This is a genomic window from Pseudomonas sp. GW823-FHT02C05, from assembly GCF_058797595.1.
Window position 1 is genome coordinate 684,815 of record NZ_JBXAJU010000005.1, and the last position, 16,417, is coordinate 701,231.

A 16,417-nucleotide genomic window follows, 5' to 3' on the forward strand; every position below is an offset into this window, starting at 1 on the left:
GCCTGGGGCTGGTGCACTAACATGTAACGAAACGTTAGTGACTTGGTGCAGTCTTTCAGTCATCTCCTGTACTCGTTTTTATTCCCGTCAAAGGACTGCAATGCTCAATTCCCTCAAGCAAGAAAAGTTTCTACTGCTTGCGCTGCTGGCCGCCGTGGCTGCCTATCCGCTTGAACATCTGTTGCTGGGCAGTGGCCAGGGCATCGCCCTGGGCGCCGGGCTGGTGCTGATCGGCTTTATCGTCATGGCTTCGATGCGCGTCGCCCACCACGCTGAACTGCTGGCGGAAAAGGTCGGCGACCCCTACGGCACCATGATCCTGACCCTGGCCGCGGTGCTGGTGGAAGTGGTGATCCTGGCGATCATGATGAGCAACGAAGCCTCGCCGACCCTGGTGCGCGACACCATCTACTCGGCGGTGATGCTGGACATCAACGGCATCCTCGGCCTGGCCGCACTGATGGGCGGCATCAAGCATGGCGAGCAGCCCTACAACGACGACTCGGCGCGTACCTACAGCGTGATGATCCTCACCGCCATGGGCGTGTCGATGGTGGTGCCGGAGTTCATCCCCGAGGCCGACTGGAAGGTCTACTCGGCCTTCACCATCGGCGCCATGGTGGTGCTCTATACCCTGTTCCTGCGCATGCAGGTCGGGCCGCACAGCTATTTCTTCAGCTACAGCTACCCGGAAAAACGCCGCAATAAAGAGGCCCAGGAACAGCCCCATGCCATCAACCTGGCCTGGAGCATCGGCATCCTGGTGTTCGGGGTGGTGGTAATCGGCGCCCTGGCCGAGGTGATGTCCAAGACCCTGGGCCTGGGCCTGGAAGGCACGGGCGCACCGCCGGTGATCACGGCGATCCTGGTGGCGGCGATTTCCGCCGCGCCGGAAATCCTGACCGCCCTGCGCGCCGCCCTGGCCAACCGCATGCAGTCGGTGGTCAACGTGGCCCTGGGCGCTTCCCTGTCGACGGTGATCCTCACGGTGCCGGTGATGGAGGCCATGGCCTTGTACACCGGCCAGCCCTTCCAGATGGCCATGACTCCGGTGCAGACGGTGATGGTGTTTATCACCCTGATCGTCAGCGCGATCAACCTCAACGATGGTGAAACCAATGCCATAGAAGGCATGACTCACTTCGTGCTGTTTGCGACCTTCATCATGCTGTCGCTGCTCGGTCTTTAAAGGGGTTGCGCCGACTGGATAGCGCAGCGAAAGCTGACCCCGGGGGCATTCCAGGCCGCGAGTGCGCCCCAACGCCAACGGCGGACGGTGCTGGCCGAAGGAGAAAAGGTCGGGTCGTTGGCAAACTTGTTGTTGGCGCCCCGTTGCGCTCGATAAATGCCTGTTTCAGGCCCTTGCGGGTTCTCCACGGGAGATTCGCGGTAGTAGTGTTTGTCGTACCAGTCGTTGACCCATTCACTGGCATTGCCGGTGAGGTTGTAGAGGCCCAGCGGGTTAGGCACAAACCTGTCCACGGCGAAGGTTTCGTTGTCGTCAGGCGCCGGAAAGTTGCGGCCATAGTCCAGATTGCCGTTGTCGGTCGCGAACATCACCGGCTGGCCACGGTTGCGCGCCGCATATTCCCATTGGGCCTCGGTCGGAAGATCCACGGCATAGCCGCTGAGGTCTGCCAGCCAGCCACAGTAATCCTTGGCCTCTTGCCATTTTCGAGACGCCGGGGCGGGCAGGTTTTCCTGGTAGAGGTGTTTCATGTCGGCGCGGTTGCGCAGTGCCGCGTCGAATTGCGGCCGGCCTTGCGCCAGGAAGAACAGATCGAAATCGCCCAAGGTGGTTTGCAGCGAGGACAGGTAGTAGCTGCTCAACTTGACCGGGTGAACGAAGTCGTCATCGATGTCGAGGCTGATCCGTTCCATGTTTGCCGGGTCCACGCCACAGGGCCATTGGCACAAGGCCTGTGGGTCGAAGCCACGGGGCCAGCCGAAATCCCCCATCTGGAATTCGCCACCTTCAATCAGCACCATGTTGTCCATCGAACGCACGACGGTGTTGAGCACCGCATCGCGGACTTGCGGGGACAGGTCCGGGTATCTGCGGCTGATGGTCGAAGCAATGTCTGCAACTTTTTCAGGTGACAGCACTTTGCTGGCGGGGCCTGCAACCTCCTGTTTCCCACAGCCCGAAATCAGCAGCGCGACGCAGAGCGCCAGTCCGTGCTTTTGTTTCACGTAATGTCCCTATAACGGTTCGGATGAGGGCGGCAAACTAACATGTTTCCTCCCTCTGATACCGTTCAACGCACAGGCGAGGGATACGCTCCCTCGCCGTGGGCGCCAAAGATCAGGTGCCGGCGATCAGTTGCCGGGCCGCCTGGCTGTGATCGGCGATCAGGTTTTTCAGATCCAGCCCTTCGACCTGGCCATCAATCACCCGCCACTTGCCGCCAATCATGACCCGGTCCGCTCGATCCGCGGCGCACAACAGCAGCGCTGAAACCGGATCATGGCTACCCGAGAAACGCAGTTCATCGAGCTTGAACAACGCCAGGTCTGCCTGCTTGCCTACCGCCAGTTCGCCGATGTCGGTACGGCCCAACAGGCTTGCCGACCCCTGGGTCGCCCAGCCCAGTACACGCTCCGGGGTGATCTTTTCGGCGCCGTAACGCAGGCGCTGGATGTACAGCGCCTGACGCGCTTCGAGGATCATGTTCGAGGCGTCATTGGACGCCGAACCGTCCACGCCCAAGCCGAACAGCGCCCCTGCATCGGTCAGCTCGATGCTGGGGCAGATGCCGGACGCCAGGCGCATGTTCGAACTCGGGCAATGGCAGATGCCGGTACCGGCCTGGCCGAGGCGGGCGATCTCATCCGGGTTGAAGTGGATGCCGTGGGCCAGCCAGGTACGCGGACCGAGCCAGCCGACGCTGTCCAGATAATCCACCGTGCGCAGGCCGAAACGCTGCAGGCAGAAGTCTTCTTCGTCGAGGGTCTCGGCCAGGTGAGTGTGCAGGCGCACATCGAGCCCGTTGGCCAGTTCGGCGCTGGCCGACATGATTTCCGGGGTCACCGAGAACGGCGAGCACGGTGCCAGGGCGATCTGGATCTGCGCACCGTCGCCACGCTCGTGGTACTGCTGGATCAGGCGCTGGCTGTCGTCGAGAATCACCTGGCCTTCCTGCACGGTCTGTTGCGGTGGCAGGCCGCCGTCCTTTTCGCCAAGGCTCATCGAGCCGCGGGTGAGCATGGCGCGCATGCCCAGTTCACGCACGGTTTCGACTTGCACGTCGATGGCGTTTTCCAGGCCGTCCGGGAACAGATAGTGATGGTCGGCGGCGGTGGTGCAGCCGGAGAGCAGCAGTTCGGCCAGTGCCACTTTGGTCGCCAGGGCGAGTTTTTCCGGGGTCAGCCGGGCCCAGACCGGGTACAGGGTCTTGAGCCAGGGAAACAGCGGCTGGTTGACCACCGGCGCCCAGGCGCGGGTCAGGGTTTGATAGAAGTGATGGTGGGTGTTGATCAGGCCCGGCAGCAGCACGTGCTCGCGGGCATCGAAGACCTGCTGGCAGGGGCTTGCAGGTTGCTGGCCGAGGCCCAGCACTTCAACGATCAGGCCGTCTTGCAGCACCAGGCCGCCACGGGCGTCGAGGGCATTGCCGGTGAAGATGGCCAGGGGATTTTTTAACCAGGTACGGGTCGCAGGCATGGTTGCCGGCTCCTCTGAAAGTGGGTTCAGGTTAGCCAGCTCAGTGATGCCCTGTCTGCTGATCCAGGGTCGCCGCAAGGGGCGAGGTGCGCAGTCTAGCGAAAGATTTGCCGGGGGACAAAACTTGCATTTTGCCCCCCGTTCCAGAGCCTTCGCTGGCCTGTGCAAGGGCTGCCCGGGGCAGCCGCGGCCTTACCAGGGGATGGTTTCGCCTTTGTAGTTGACGAAGTGATGACCGCCCTTGCCGGTGTAGGCATTGACCTGGGCGATCAGCCCGCGGGTGCTGGTCTGCACATCGATATCGGCGCCTTCGCCGCCCATGTCGGTCTTCACCCAGCCCGGGTGCAGCGAAAGCACGGTGAGCTTCTGCCCCAACTGGGTCACGAAGCTGTTGGTCATGGAGTTCAGCGCGGCCTTGCTGGCCTTGTACAGGGCCAGCTCCGGCGCGTCGGGCATGGTCACGCTGCCCAGCACCGAACTCATGAACGCCAGCACGCCGCTGTCCTTGCGGATCTGCCCGACAAAGCGCTGGGCCAGGTTGATCGGCGCCACCGCGTTGGTGAAGAACAACTGGCCGACTTCGGCCAGGGTCGCCTGCCCCGGCAGCTGGTTGTCCGGGCCCTTGACCCCGGCGTTGACGAACAGCAGGTCGAACACCTGGTCCTTGAGCTTCTGGCTCAGGGCGATCACCGCTTGCTGATCGTCCATGTCCAGTTGCTCGATCTGCACCTTGCCCAGGGCTTGCAGTGCCTCGGCCTTGTGCGGGTTGCGCACGGTGGCGGTGACCTGCCAGCCGTCTTCCAGCAGGCGCTGGACCAGGCCGAGGCCCAGGCCCCGGGAGGCGCCGATGATCAGTGCGGTTTTTGCCGTGGACATGATGAGGTTCCTTGATAAGTGAGGATCACGGATTCAATGGACAGGCTTGCCCGAGCCGTTGTTGCAGCTCCTGGCGCAAGTGGCCCAATTCAGTGATGCGGGTTTCGATCAGGGTCAGTTTGTCTTGCAGCAGCCGGGTTACGGCCTGAACCGTATCGGCACTCTGCCACAGAGCGCCGACACTGCTGCCATTCCGCCCAGGCTTCGGCCTGTTCTCCAGTGCGCATGTGCGGGCCTTGAAAGGGCTTGACCCTGGAGCATACTCGAGGCTTTAGCCTGCGCGCTCCTTGAATCTATGGAGCAGCATTTATGTGGACGAGCGAACAGTATCGAACATTGGTCCGGGCCAGCGGCTGGTACGACTTGCTGGTGACGTTGGCCTTCGTCACCCCCTGGAGTTTCATGGCTTTGCACGGGCTGATGCAGGGCTGGGCCCTGCACCTGCCGGGGAGCCTGCCGCCGTTCGAGCCGATGCACCTGCTGATGGCCAACCTGATGGGCTCGATTATCTGTGTGTGGTCGGTGCTGCGGATTCGTGATCCGCAGCAGGCGTTTGGTCGTTATGACGCAGTGGGGCGCATCCTGTTTGCCACCTGGCAGGTGTATGCCTTGATGCACGGCGCTACGGCGTTGATCGGGGTGATTCTGTTTTTCGAGCTTGCCTGGTGCGTGGCGCAGTTGTGGCCGGTGAAAGACTTCTCCGGCAAGCCGGTGCCTGCGGGGGCCGTGGCGGTCATTTAGTGCCCCGCCTGCCACGGCTGGCCGAGGGACACCGGTGCATATAGCCGGGTGCGCAAGGCATCCCGGGATAGCAGCACCAGCACCAGGATGGTCGCGGCATAGGGCAGCATCGCCAGCAGGTTGGAAGGAATCGCCAGGCCCAGGCCCTGGGCCACCAGGTGCAGGATGCTCGCCAGGCCGAACAGGTAGGCGCCGAGCAGCAGCCGCCACACCCGCCAACTGGCGAATACCACCAGCGCCAGGGCGATCCAGCCGCGTCCGGCGCTCATGTTCTCGGCCCACATCGGGGTGTAGGCCAGGGACAGGTAGGCCCCGGCCAACCCCGCCATGGCGCCGCCGAACAGCACCGCGAGCGTGCGCACCCGCAGCACCGGAAGCCCCATGGCGCTGGCGGCGTCGGGGTTCTCGCCGACAGCCTGGATGATCAGGCCGACCCGGCTTTTGAGCACCACCCAGGCCACCAGGGCGAACAGGGTGAAGGACAGGTACACCAGCAAATCCTGGGCGAACAGCATGCGGCCGATCAGCGGGATCTCGCTCAGCAGCGGCAGCGCCAGCGGTTCGAAGCCGGCCAGGGGCTTGCCGACCCAGGCCGCGCCGACAAAGCTCGACAGGCCGACCCCGAAGATCGTCAGCGCCAGCCCGGTAGCCACCTGGTTGGCGGTGAACACCAGGGCCACCAGGGCGAACAGCGCCGCCAGCAGCATTCCGGCGGCCATCGCCAGCAGCACCCCGAGCCACAAATGGCCGCTGTTGAGGGCGACGATAAAACCTATCACCGCGCCGAACAGCATCATGCCTTCCTGCCCCAGGTTGAGGACGCCGCTCTTTTCACAGATCAGTTCCCCCAGGGCCACCAGCAGCAGGGGGGTGCCGCAGCGGACCATGGCGTAGAGAATATTGCTCAGCAGATCGATATCCATCACAGGGCTCCGGCGGTAGCAGTGGCGCTGGCGTTGCGGCGCATCCAACGCAGGTTCAGGCGCGGGCGATAGAGAATCAGCACGTCGCTGGCCAGGAGGAAGAACAGCATCATTCCCTGGAACAGCTGGGTGATGGCCTGGGGCAGGTTGAGGCTCATCTGCGCGCTCTCGCCACCGATGTACAGCAACGCCATCAGCAGGCTGGAAAACACAATGCCGATGGGGTTCAGGCGGCCGAGAAAAGCCACGGTAATGGCCGCGTAGCCGTAGCCGGGAGACACCTGGGGCACCAGTTGGCCGATGGGGCCGGCGACTTCGCAGACCCCGGCCAGCCCTGCCAGCGCACCGCTGGTCAACAGCGCCAGCCAGACCAGTCGCTTCTGGCGAAAGCCGACGAAGCCGGCGGCACGCTGGTCCAGGCCGAGCACCCTGATCTGGAAGCCGACAAAGCTTTTCTGCAGCAGCACCCAGACCGCCACCAGGGCCAGCAGGGCGAAGTACACCCCGGCGTGGACCCGGCCGTCTTCCATCAGCAGCGGCAGGCGGCTGGCGTCGCCGAACATCGCCGACTCGGGAAAGTTGAACCCGGCGGGGTCTTTCAACGGGCCATGCACGCAGTACAGCAACAGGTTCAGGGCGATGTAGTTGAGCATGATGCTGGTGAGGATTTCATTGGCGTTGAAGCGGGTGCGCAACCAGGCGGTGAGCCCGGCCCAGGCGGCCCCGGCCAGGGTTCCGGCAAGCAGGATCAGCACCAGCGCCCAGCGGCTTTGCAGTTCGATGAGATTGACCGCCAGGGCGCTACCGACCAGGGCCCCGAGCAGCAATTGGCCCTCGGCGCCGATGTTCCACACCCGCGCCTGGTAGGCCACCGCCAGGCCCAGGGCACAGAGCAGGATAGGTAGCGCCTTGACCAGCAGTTCGGACACGCCATACAAGTCGCTGACCGGGGCGATCAGCAGGGTGTGCAAGGTCAGCCAGGGGTCATGCCCCAGGGCCATGAACAGCAGGGAACCGCAGCCCAGGGTCAGCAGCGCCGCCAGCAGTGGCGAGCACCAGAGCATCAGCCGCGACTGGCGGCCACGGGGTTCGAGTGAAAGCAGCATGGACAGCTCCGTTAAATTGCCAGGGCAGCGGGTGAGTTCAGGGAATCGGCGTGGCCGGCCATCCAGCCGCCAACCTCCACCAGCGAGGTGTCGGCGCAGGCCTTGAGGGGCGAAAGGCGTCCAGCGCACAGGGCAGCGAGGCGGTCGCTGATCTGGAACAGCTCGTCCAGGTCTTCGGAGATCACCAGGATCGCCGCGCCGGCATCGCGCAAGGCGATCAGTGCCCGGTGGATAGTGGCGGCGGCCCCTACATCCACGCCCCAGGTCGGGTGCGCGGCGATCAGCAGGCGAGGCTGCTGGAGAATCTCGCGGCCCAGGATGAATTTCTGCAGGTTGCCGCCGGACAGGCTGCGGGCCGGGCTCTGGGAACCGGCGCTCTTGACCCCGAAACGCTGGATGATGCGCTCGGCCAGTTCCCGCACTTTGCGTCGCTGGATCAGCCCGTGGCGCACCAGGCCCTGTTGAAAGGCGCTGAGCAGGGCGTTGTCCTCCAGGCTCAGGTCCGGCACCGCGCCGTGGCCCAGGCGTTCGGCGGGAACGAAAGCCAGGCCGCGCTGGCGTCGGGCGTCGGGATACAGATGAGCCACGCCCTGGCCGGCGAAACAGATACGTTCGGCTTCGCCGCGGGGCAGGCGCTGTTCACCGCTGAGCAGGGCCAGCAGTTCGTCCTGGCCATTGCCGGCGACTCCGGCGATGCCGACGATCTCGCCGCTGCGCAGGCGCAGGTCGATGTTCTTCAGTGAGCAGCCGAAAGGATCGGGGTTGTCCCAGCTGAGGTTGTCCAGGCGCAGGAAGTCGTTCGTGCCGCGGGCTTTCGGGTAGTCGGTGATCATCGCCGCCGCGTCCCCCACCATCAGCCGCGCCAGCTCGCGATCCGAGCACTGCGCCGGCCTGCAGTGCCCGGCCACCCGGCCCGCGCGCAGCACCGTGGCGCTGTGGCACAGGGCGCGCACCTCGGCGAGCTTGTGGCTGATGAACAGGATGCTGCAGCCTTCGTCGGCCAGCCGGCGCAGGGTGACGAACAGGTCGTCGGCCTCCTGCGGGGTCAGGACCGAGGTCGGCTCGTCGAGGATCAGCAGGCGGATGTCTTGCATCAGGCAGCGGACGATTTCCACCCGCTGGCGTTCGCCGATGGACAGGCTGTGCACCAGGCGCTGGGGTTCGAGGGCCATGCCGTAACGCTGGGAAACCTCGCGGATTCTGCCTTCCAGCTGGCTCGGCGTACCGGCGCCGGCGCCCATGGCCAGGGCAATGTTCTGCGCCACGCTGAGGGTTTCGAACAGCGAGAAATGCTGGAACACCATGCCGATCCCCAGGCTGCGTGCCTGGGCCGGGTTGTCGATGAGCTGGCGTCGTCCTTGCCAGAGCAGCTCCCCCGAATCGGCCTGGACCACCCCGTAGATGATCTTCATCAAGGTGCTTTTGCCGGCGCCGTTTTCGCCCAGCAACGCATGGATTTCACCCGCAGCGATGTTCAGGTCGATGGCGTCGTTGGCCAGGCAGCCGGGATAGCGTTTGCTGATCCGGCGCAGTTGCAGGCGTGGTGCCTGGCTGCTGGGTGCAGGGTGATTGGACATGACAGGCTCGGCTTCTGGGAGTTGTGCCTGTGGATAAAGCAATTTCCTGGCCAGTGGGTCAGGAAAGCCGGTGAAGCGCTCCCGGGCGGCATCCTGCCTGGCTGACAGGACCAGGGTCCTGGCACCACTTCGGGGCAAGGTGTTTGAAAAGGCGCTGTTTTTGCCCCCAGGCCGTTGCGCAGAAAATGATCAGTTGCCTGCAGACCCTGCGCAATCAGGGGCTGGAGCAGCCTTGCACGGGTTATCCACAGCTTGCTCCACAGTAATTGTGTGCAAGAGCGGCGCTTGGGCATCAGCACCACTGGCTTGCCCGTGAACTGCGATAAACGGGCTTAAGTTGCTGTTTCGCTGTGGAAAAAAGCTTCCTGGGGAGGCTTTGGACAAAAAATGAACAAAGCCCGCAAAGCCACGTTGCAGAAGGGTTACAGCGCTATGTGCTCAGCTTATCCACAGTCGGGTGCACAGTAGATGTGGGCAAGTGCCCGGGGCCCTTGCGGGTTATGCACAAGGTGGTCCGGGCCGGGTTGGTGCCTTCAGCGCTGCAAAAGGATGCGCCCGCGGCTGAGGTCCGCCAGCTGTTGCTGCAGGGTATTGATCTGCTCTTCGCCCAGGGCCAGTTGCAGCTCTACGCCGTTGGCGGTGAAGTCTTCCTGGACCAGCAGCCCACCCAGTTCGGCAACCCGCAGCTTGACCAGTGCCAGCTCGCTGAAGCTGCAGGCGCAACGCAGCGGTACGCGGTTGACCAGGGCGATGCGCTCGGCGCCTTGCATGCACTTGTTGGCGCCGCCGCCATAGGCTCGGGCCAGGCCGCCGGTGCCCAGCTGGATGCCGCCGTACCAGCGGATCACCAGCACCGCCACCTGGTCGCAGTCCTGGGCCTCGATGGCCGCGAGGATCGGTCGCCCGGCGGTGCCGCCGGGTTCACCGTCGTCGTTGCTGCGGTACTGGTCGGCGAGTTTCCACGCCCAGCAGTTATGCGAAGCGTTGAGGTCGCTGTACTGCTGGATGAAGGCTTGGGCCTCGGCCGCGCTGCTGATGGGCGCGGCAAAGGTGATGAAGCGGCTTTTGCGAATTTCCTCGCGGTATTCGCAAAGGCCGGCCAGGGTAAAGGGCATGGGGGTCAGTCTTTCAGTGCAGGTGTCAGGCCACAGCCTTTGAGGATGATGCGGATCAGGTTGTTGCCGGCTTCTTCCATGTCCTGCTTGGTCAGCCGGGTGCGCCCGGTGACGCGGCAGATCTGGGTGGCGAAATCGGCATAGTGCTGGGTGCTGCCCCACAGCAGGAAGATCAGGTGCACCGGGTCTACCGGGTCCATCTTGCCGGCGTCGATCCAGGCCTGGAACACCGCGGCGCGGCCCTGGAACCAGGCGCGGTAGTCCTGGCTGAAATACTCGCTCAGGCACTCGCCACCGCTGATGATCTCCATGGCGAAGATCCGCGAGGCTTGCGGCTGGCGGCGGGAGAATTCCATCTTGGCGCGGATGTAGCGGGTCAGGGCTTCGGCCGGATCATCTTCGGCGGTGAGGGTGTTGAAGGTGCTGTCCCAGAGTTCGAGGATGTTGCTCAGCACCGCGATGTACAGCCCCAGCTTGTTGGTGAAGTAGTAGTGCAGGTTGGCTTTGGGCAGGCCGGCCTTCTGCGCGATGGTGTTCATGCTGGTGCCTTTGAAACCGTGACGGGCGAACTCGTCCTCGGCGGCCTGGAGGATGGCCTCTTCATTCTTCTGCCGAATGCGGCTGGCGGGTTTGCCGGGGTGAGGAGCGCTGTGGGCGGGGACTTCAAAGGTCATGGAGGTTTCCGAGCAAGTCTGTGGGTGCAACCTGTGCGTTGATAGCGCACCCACGTGGATCAGACAAGCCTTGGCGCTACAAAAGCCTCAGTGGGCCTTTAGGGTGTCGTTTTCCGGAATCGGATTTGCGTCATTCGCCGCGCCCTTGCTTTCCGGCAATAGCAGGCTCATCAGCAAGGCGGTGAGGCCGCCGCTGGTGATCGCCGAATCGAACAGGTTCTGCACCACCTTGGGCAGCAGGTGCAGCAGGTTCGGTTGCGCGGCGATGCCCAGGCCGACGCCGAACGAAGTGGCGATGATCAGCATGCTGCGCCGGTCCAGCGGGGCCTGGGCGAGGATCCGTACCCCGGCTGCGGCGACGCTGCCAAACATCACCAGGGTGGCACCGCCGAGTACCGGCTTGGGGATCTGTTGCAGCAGCGCGCCGATCAGCGGGAACAGGCCCAGGCAGAACAGGATCAGGCCGATGTACAGGCCGACGAAGCGGCTGGCCACACCGGTCAACTGAATCACCCCGTTGTTCTGGGCGAAGGTGGTGTTGGGGAAGGCGCTGAAGGTGGCGGCGATCATGCAACTGACGCCGTCCCCCAGGACCCCGCCCTTGAGCCGGCTTATATAGGAAGGGCCGCTTATGGGCTGGCGCGCCAGCATGCAGTTGGCGGTCAGATCTCCCACGGTTTCCAGGGTGCTGATCAGGTAGATCAGGGCTACGGGGATAAAGGCGCTCCAGTCGAAACTGAAGCCGTACCTGAAGGGCAGGGGCAGGCTGATCAACGGCAGGTCCGGCAGCGGCTGGGGCACCAGCTTGCCGCTGAACCAGGCCGCCAGGCTGCCCAGGGCCAGGCCGATGATGATGGCGCTGAGGCGCACCCACGGGGTGTTGCTGCGGTTGAGCAGAATGATGGTCAGCAGCACCAGCAGGCCCAGGCCGAGATTGCCCGGGGCGCCGAAGTCCGCGGCATTGAAGCCGCCGCCCAGGTCGGTGATGCCGACCTTGATCAGGCTGATGCCGATCAGGGTAATGACGATGCCGGTCACCAACGGGGTGATCACCCGGCGCAGTCGCCCGATAAAGCGGCTAAGGACGATCTGCACCAGCGCGCCGAAGAAACACACGCCGAAGATCATCGCCAGGATGTCTTCCGGGCTGCCGCCCCGTTGCTTGACCAGGAACCCCGCCGACAGTACGGCGCCGAGGAAGGCGAAGCTGGTGCCTTGCAGGCAGATCATGCCGGCCCCGATGCCCCAGGGGCGCCGGGCCTGGATAAAGGTGCCGACCCCGGAGACCATCAGCGCCATGCTGATCAGGTACGGCAGGTACGCCGAAAGGCCCAGGGCCGAACCAATCACCAGTGGTGGGGTGATGATGCCGACAAAGCTGGCCAGCACATGCTGCAAGGCCGCCAGCAGCGCGGGCAGCGGTTGCGGGCGGTCGTCGAGGCCGTAGATCAGTTCGCTGGGGCGGGAAGCATCTGGCTGCATGGCGTGGAGCTCGGGCTAGGGTTCAAGGTGCCGAGGTCTTTGCAAAAAGCTGTCCAGGTGCTCAGGTTATTTTTTCTGTTTTGCGGTGCGGGCCTTTGAATACCGGGCCTTGCTGGTGAGTGGAGACGCTCTAGCGGGTTGCCGCCAGGCTCTCCAGAAAGCTTTCGAGCACCAAATGAGGGCGCCGACCCTTGCGCGTGACCGATGCCAGGCTCAGGTCGTAGAAGCGTGACTTGGGCTTGAGGGCACGCAACCGGCCCTGCTGCACCCAGAGGCTGGCGTAGTGGTCCGGCAGGTAGCCGATGTAGCGGCCGGTGAGAATCAGGAAGGCCATGCCTTCCCGGTCGGATGCGCTGGCGGTGCAATTCAGCGCCTGGTAGTGGGCCTGGATCTCGGCCGGCAGGCGAAAGGTCGGGGCGATGGCGTCCTGGTCGTTGAGGCGCTGGTCGTCCAGTTGCCGGTCATCCACATAGAACAGCGGGTGGCCCACTGCGCAGTACAGCAGCGAGCGTTCGTCATACAGCGGCTGGTATTCCAGGCCGGGCAGGGCACTGGCCTGGGGCACCACGCCGACATGCAGGCGGCCGTCGAGCACCCCTTGCTCGACTTCGTTGGGGGCGATCATGCGGATCTGGATCTGCACGTCCGGGCCACGCTCCTTCAATTGCGCCAGGGCGTGGGTGATGCGCATGTGGGGCAGGGTCACCAAGTTGTCGGTGAGGCCGATGATCAATTCGCCGCGCAGGTGGCGGTGCAGGCCGTTGACCTCGGTACGGAAGCTTTCCAGGGCACTGAGCAGTTGCAGGGTCGACTGATAGACCTCGCGGCCCTCCTCGGTCAGGGAGAACCCGGCGCGCCCGCGCTGGCACAGGCGCAGGCCGACCCGTTGTTCCAGGTCGCTCATCTGCTGGCTGATGGCCGAGCGGCCGATGCCGAGCACGGTTTCCGCGGCGGAGAAACCACCGCACTCCACCACGCTGCGAAAGATCCGCAGCAGGCGGATATCAAAGTCGCTGACTTGCGCCAGCGGGTCGGCTCGACGGCTGCTCATAGTTTAGTGGATGCCAGACTGAAGGTTATTAAAGTTGGATTTCACCGACTTTATAGCCGTGGCAACTTAGCTGCAACAACGCTTTTCATTCCTACGCCGCTTCATTGCCTTGCGAGGTTTTGCTCATGAACATGCCGGAAACCGCCCCTCAGTCCCTGGCCAGCCAGCTCAAGCTCGACGCTCACTGGATGCCCTACACCGCCAACCGCAACTTCCAGCGCGACCCGCGCCTGATCGTCGGCGCCGAAGGCAGCTGGCTGGTGGACGACAAGGGCCGCAAGATCTATGACTCGCTGTCCGGTCTGTGGACCTGCGGTGCCGGTCACTCGCGCAAGGAGATCCAGGAAGCGGTCGCCAAGCAGTTGGGCTCCCTGGACTATTCCCCAGGCTTCCAATACGGCCACCCGCTGTCGTTCCAGCTGGCCGAGAAGATCACCGACCTGACCCCGGGCAACCTGAACCACGTGTTCTTCACTGACTCCGGCTCCGAATGCGCCGATACCGCAGTGAAGATGGTGCGCGCCTACTGGCGCCTGAAAGGCCAGTCGACCAAGACCAAGATGATCGGCCGTGCCCGTGGCTACCACGGGGTGAATATCGCCGGCACCAGCCTCGGTGGCGTCAACGGCAACCGCAAGTTGTTCGGCCAGGCGATGATGGATGTCGATCACCTGCCCCATACCCTGCTGGCCAGCAACGCTTATTCCCGTGGCATGCCGGAGCAGGGCGGTATCGCTCTGGCCGATGAGCTGCTGAAACTGATCGAACTGCATGACGCTTCCAACATTGCCGCGGTCTTCGTCGAGCCTCTGGCCGGCTCCGCTGGTGTGCTGGTGCCGCCACAGGGTTACCTCAAGCGCCTGCGGGAAATCTGCGACCAGCACAACATCCTGCTGGTGTTCGACGAAGTGATCACCGGCTTCGGCCGTACCGGTGCCATGTTCGGCGCTGACAGCTTCGGCGTGACGCCGGATCTGATGTGCGTGGCCAAGCAGGTCACCAACGGCGCGATCCCCATGGGCGCGGTGATTGCCAGCTCCGAGATCTATCAGACCTTCATGAACCAGGCGACACCCGAGTACGCGGTGGAATTCCCCCACGGCTACACCTACTCGGCGCACCCGGTGGCGTGCGCTGCGGGCCTGGCGGCACTGGACCTGCTGCAGAAGGAAAACCTGGTGCAGAGCGTGGCCGAGGTTGCCCCGCATTTCGAGAATGCACTGCACGGCATCAAGGGCACGAAGAACGTGATCGACATCCGTAACTTCGGCCTGGCTGGCGCGATCCAGATTGCCCCCCGTGATGGCGATGCCATCGTGCGTCCGTTCGAGGCTGGCATGGCGTTGTGGAAAGCTGGCTTCTATGTGCGCTTCGGCGGCGACACCCTGCAGTTCGGCCCAACCTTCAACAGCAAGCCGCAGGACCTCGATCGCCTGTTCGACGCGGTTGGCGAAGTGCTGAGCAAGCTCGACTGATTCGATCCTTCTTATATAGAAGCGGGCGCGAAGTCTTTCGCGCCTGCGCTTTCCCTCTTTCAGGAGTCCCCGCATGAGTCTGATTCAACACCTGATCCACGGTGAGCTGGTAAGCGACAACGGTCGCAGCGCCGACGTATTCAACCCGTCCACCGGTCAGGCGATCCATAAAGTGCCGCTGGCCAGCCGTGAAACCATCCAGCAAGCCATCGACTCGGCCAAGTCGGCATTCCCGGCCTGGCGCAATACGCCACCGGCCAAGCGCGCCCAGGTGATGTTCCGCTTCAAGCAATTGCTGGAGCAGAACGAAGCCCGTATTGCCAAGCTGATCAGTGAAGAGCACGGCAAGACCCTGGAAGATGCTGCTGGCGAATTGAAGCGCGGTATCGAGAACGTGGAATACGCCTGCGCCGCGCCGGAAATCCTCAAGGGCGAGTACAGCCGTAACGTGGGCCCGAACATCGACGCCTGGTCCGACTTCCAGCCGCTGGGCGTAGTGGCCGGCATTACCCCGTTCAACTTCCCGGCCATGGTGCCGCTGTGGATGTATCCGCTGGCGATCGCCTGTGGCAACTGCTTCATCCTCAAGCCTTCTGAGCGTGACCCAAGCTCGACCCTGCTGATTGCCGAGTTGCTGCATGAAGCCGGCCTGCCCAAGGGCGTGCTGAACGTGGTGCACGGTGACAAAACTGCGGTGGACGCGCTGATCGAGGCACCGGAAGTCAAGGCGCTGAGTTTTGTCGGTTCGACGCCAATTGCCGAGTACATCTATGCCGAAGGCACTAAGCGCGGCAAGCGCGTTCAGGCTCTGGGCGGGGCGAAGAACCACGCGGTGCTGATGCCGGATGCCGACCTGGATAACGCCGTCAGTGCGTTGATGGGCGCGGCTTACGGTTCATGCGGTGAGCGGTGCATGGCGATCTCGGTAGCCGTGTGCGTGGGCGACCAGGTGGCCGATGCCCTGGTGGCCAAGCTGGTGCCACAGATCAAGGCGCTGAAGATTGGTGCCGGTACTTCCTGTGGCCTGGACATGGGGCCGCTGGTTACCGCCCAGGCGCGTGACAAGGTCAGTGGTTATGTAGAAGACGGTGTGGCCGCAGGTGCGCAACTGGTGGTGGACGGTCGTGGCCTGAGCGTGGCCGGTCATGAAGACGGCTTCTTCCTCGGTGGCTGCCTGTTCGACCGCGTTACCCCGCAGATGCGCATCTATAAGGAAGAGATCTTCGGGCCGGTGCTGTGCGTCGTCCGGGTTAACAGCCTGGAGGAGGCCATGCAACTGATCAACGATCACGAGTACGGCAACGGTACCTGCATCTTTACCCGTGACGGTGAAGCGGCACGTCTGTTCTGCGACGAGATCGAAGTGGGCATGGTAGGTGTCAACGTGCCGCTGCCGGTACCTGTGGCCTATCACAGCTTTGGTGGCTGGAAGCGTTCATTGTTCGGTGACCTGCATGCCTACGGTCCCGATGGTGTGCGTTTCTATACCCGTCGCAAGGCGATCACCCAGCGCTGGCCGCAACGCGCCAGCCACGAAGCCTCGCAGTTCGCCTTCCCTAGCCTGTAAAAGTGAAGCTATAAAGGCCGGCCCCTTGGGGCCGGCCTTTGCTTTTATGGGCTTTTCTGACCGATATGACAGATTTATGAAAATAACTGTTGACGGCAGATTCTACAGGTCTATAATTCGCCCCACTTCCGGCGCAGTCGAAACGGAAAACTCCTTGAGATTCAAT

Annotated in this window: 14 protein-coding genes and 1 pseudogene; 4 read left to right on the forward strand and 11 right to left on the reverse strand. The window is 63.5% G+C overall.

The window, feature by feature from the left end:
• Positions 1–100 precede the first annotated feature (100 nt).
• Entirely contained in the window at positions 101–1,189 is a 1,089-nt protein-coding gene (locus AC1RGE_RS28255) for a calcium:cation antiporter (RefSeq protein WP_492585414.1), read from the forward strand.
• Here the strand turns inward: AC1RGE_RS28255 and AC1RGE_RS28260 are convergent.
• The 4 genes and pseudogenes from AC1RGE_RS28260 to AC1RGE_RS28275 all read right to left on the reverse strand — a co-directional run.
• The gene (locus AC1RGE_RS28260; RefSeq protein ID WP_019095709.1) at positions 1,186–2,106 is read right to left on the reverse strand and encodes a formylglycine-generating enzyme family protein; all 921 of its coding nucleotides are present in this window, start codon (positions 2,104–2,106) and stop codon (positions 1,186–1,188) included. The genes AC1RGE_RS28255 and AC1RGE_RS28260 overlap by 4 nt on opposite strands.
• Positions 2,107–2,305: 199 nt before the next feature.
• Positions 2,306–3,664 carry an 8-oxoguanine deaminase gene (locus AC1RGE_RS28265; protein WP_019092792.1) on the reverse strand — a complete coding sequence of 453 codons (1,359 nt, stop codon included), beginning with the start codon at positions 3,662–3,664 and terminating at the stop codon, positions 2,306–2,308.
• Positions 3,665–3,856: 192 nt separating this feature from the next.
• The gene (locus AC1RGE_RS28270; RefSeq protein ID WP_011059094.1) at positions 3,857–4,540 is read right to left on the reverse strand and encodes an SDR family oxidoreductase; all 684 of its coding nucleotides are present in this window, start codon (positions 4,538–4,540) and stop codon (positions 3,857–3,859) included.
• Between the two features lie 25 nt (positions 4,541–4,565).
• Positions 4,566–4,739: pseudogene (locus tag AC1RGE_RS28275) on the reverse strand (MerR family transcriptional regulator); the annotation flags it as partial.
• A 110-nt stretch (positions 4,740–4,849) separates the two neighbouring features.
• Here AC1RGE_RS28275 and AC1RGE_RS28280 point away from each other — a divergent pair.
• Positions 4,850–5,281: a hypothetical protein gene (locus AC1RGE_RS28280; RefSeq protein WP_041774057.1), complete on the forward strand. Its 432-nt coding sequence runs from the start codon at positions 4,850–4,852 to the stop codon at positions 5,279–5,281.
• On the opposite strand, the gene AC1RGE_RS28285 is transcribed toward AC1RGE_RS28280, so the two are convergent.
• The 7 genes from AC1RGE_RS28285 to AC1RGE_RS28315 form a co-directional block, all read right to left on the reverse strand.
• Positions 5,278–6,204: an ABC transporter permease gene (locus tag AC1RGE_RS28285; protein ID WP_492585416.1), complete on the reverse strand. Its 927-nt coding sequence runs from the start codon at positions 6,202–6,204 to the stop codon at positions 5,278–5,280. The genes AC1RGE_RS28280 and AC1RGE_RS28285 overlap by 4 nt on opposite strands.
• Complete coding sequence (locus AC1RGE_RS28290) at positions 6,204–7,310, reverse strand: ABC transporter permease (protein ID WP_258611443.1); 1,107 nt, start codon at positions 7,308–7,310, stop codon at positions 6,204–6,206. The genes AC1RGE_RS28285 and AC1RGE_RS28290 overlap by 1 nt, the downstream gene beginning before the upstream one ends.
• A gap of 11 nt (positions 7,311–7,321) precedes the next feature.
• A complete protein-coding gene (locus tag AC1RGE_RS28295) occupies positions 7,322–8,887 on the reverse strand; it encodes an ABC transporter ATP-binding protein (protein ID WP_492585418.1) in 1,566 nt (521 codons plus the stop codon).
• Between the two features lie 533 nt (positions 8,888–9,420).
• The gene (locus AC1RGE_RS28300; protein ID WP_492585420.1) at positions 9,421–10,002 is read right to left on the reverse strand and encodes an IMPACT family protein; all 582 of its coding nucleotides are present in this window, start codon (positions 10,000–10,002) and stop codon (positions 9,421–9,423) included.
• A 5-nt stretch (positions 10,003–10,007) separates the two neighbouring features.
• Positions 10,008–10,676, reverse strand: a complete 669-nt coding sequence (locus tag AC1RGE_RS28305) for a TetR/AcrR family transcriptional regulator (protein WP_346625287.1) — start codon at positions 10,674–10,676, stop codon at positions 10,008–10,010.
• An 87-nt stretch (positions 10,677–10,763) separates the two neighbouring features.
• A complete protein-coding gene (locus AC1RGE_RS28310; RefSeq protein WP_315869212.1) occupies positions 10,764–12,158 on the reverse strand; it encodes a uracil-xanthine permease family protein in 1,395 nt (464 codons plus the stop codon).
• A gap of 130 nt (positions 12,159–12,288) precedes the next feature.
• Positions 12,289–13,209, reverse strand: a complete 921-nt coding sequence (locus AC1RGE_RS28315; RefSeq protein WP_011059101.1) for a LysR family transcriptional regulator — start codon at positions 13,207–13,209, stop codon at positions 12,289–12,291.
• A gap of 125 nt (positions 13,210–13,334) precedes the next feature.
• On the opposite strand from AC1RGE_RS28315, the gene aptA reads away from it, so the two are divergent.
• Both aptA and AC1RGE_RS28325 read left to right on the forward strand, forming a co-directional pair.
• A complete protein-coding gene (aptA, locus tag AC1RGE_RS28320) occupies positions 13,335–14,684 on the forward strand; it encodes an omega-aminotransferase AptA (protein ID WP_492585422.1) in 1,350 nt (449 codons plus the stop codon).
• Positions 14,685–14,757: 73 nt separating this feature from the next.
• Complete coding sequence (locus AC1RGE_RS28325; protein WP_210672519.1) at positions 14,758–16,251, forward strand: CoA-acylating methylmalonate-semialdehyde dehydrogenase; 1,494 nt, start codon at positions 14,758–14,760, stop codon at positions 16,249–16,251.
• Positions 16,252–16,417 lie beyond the last annotated feature (166 nt).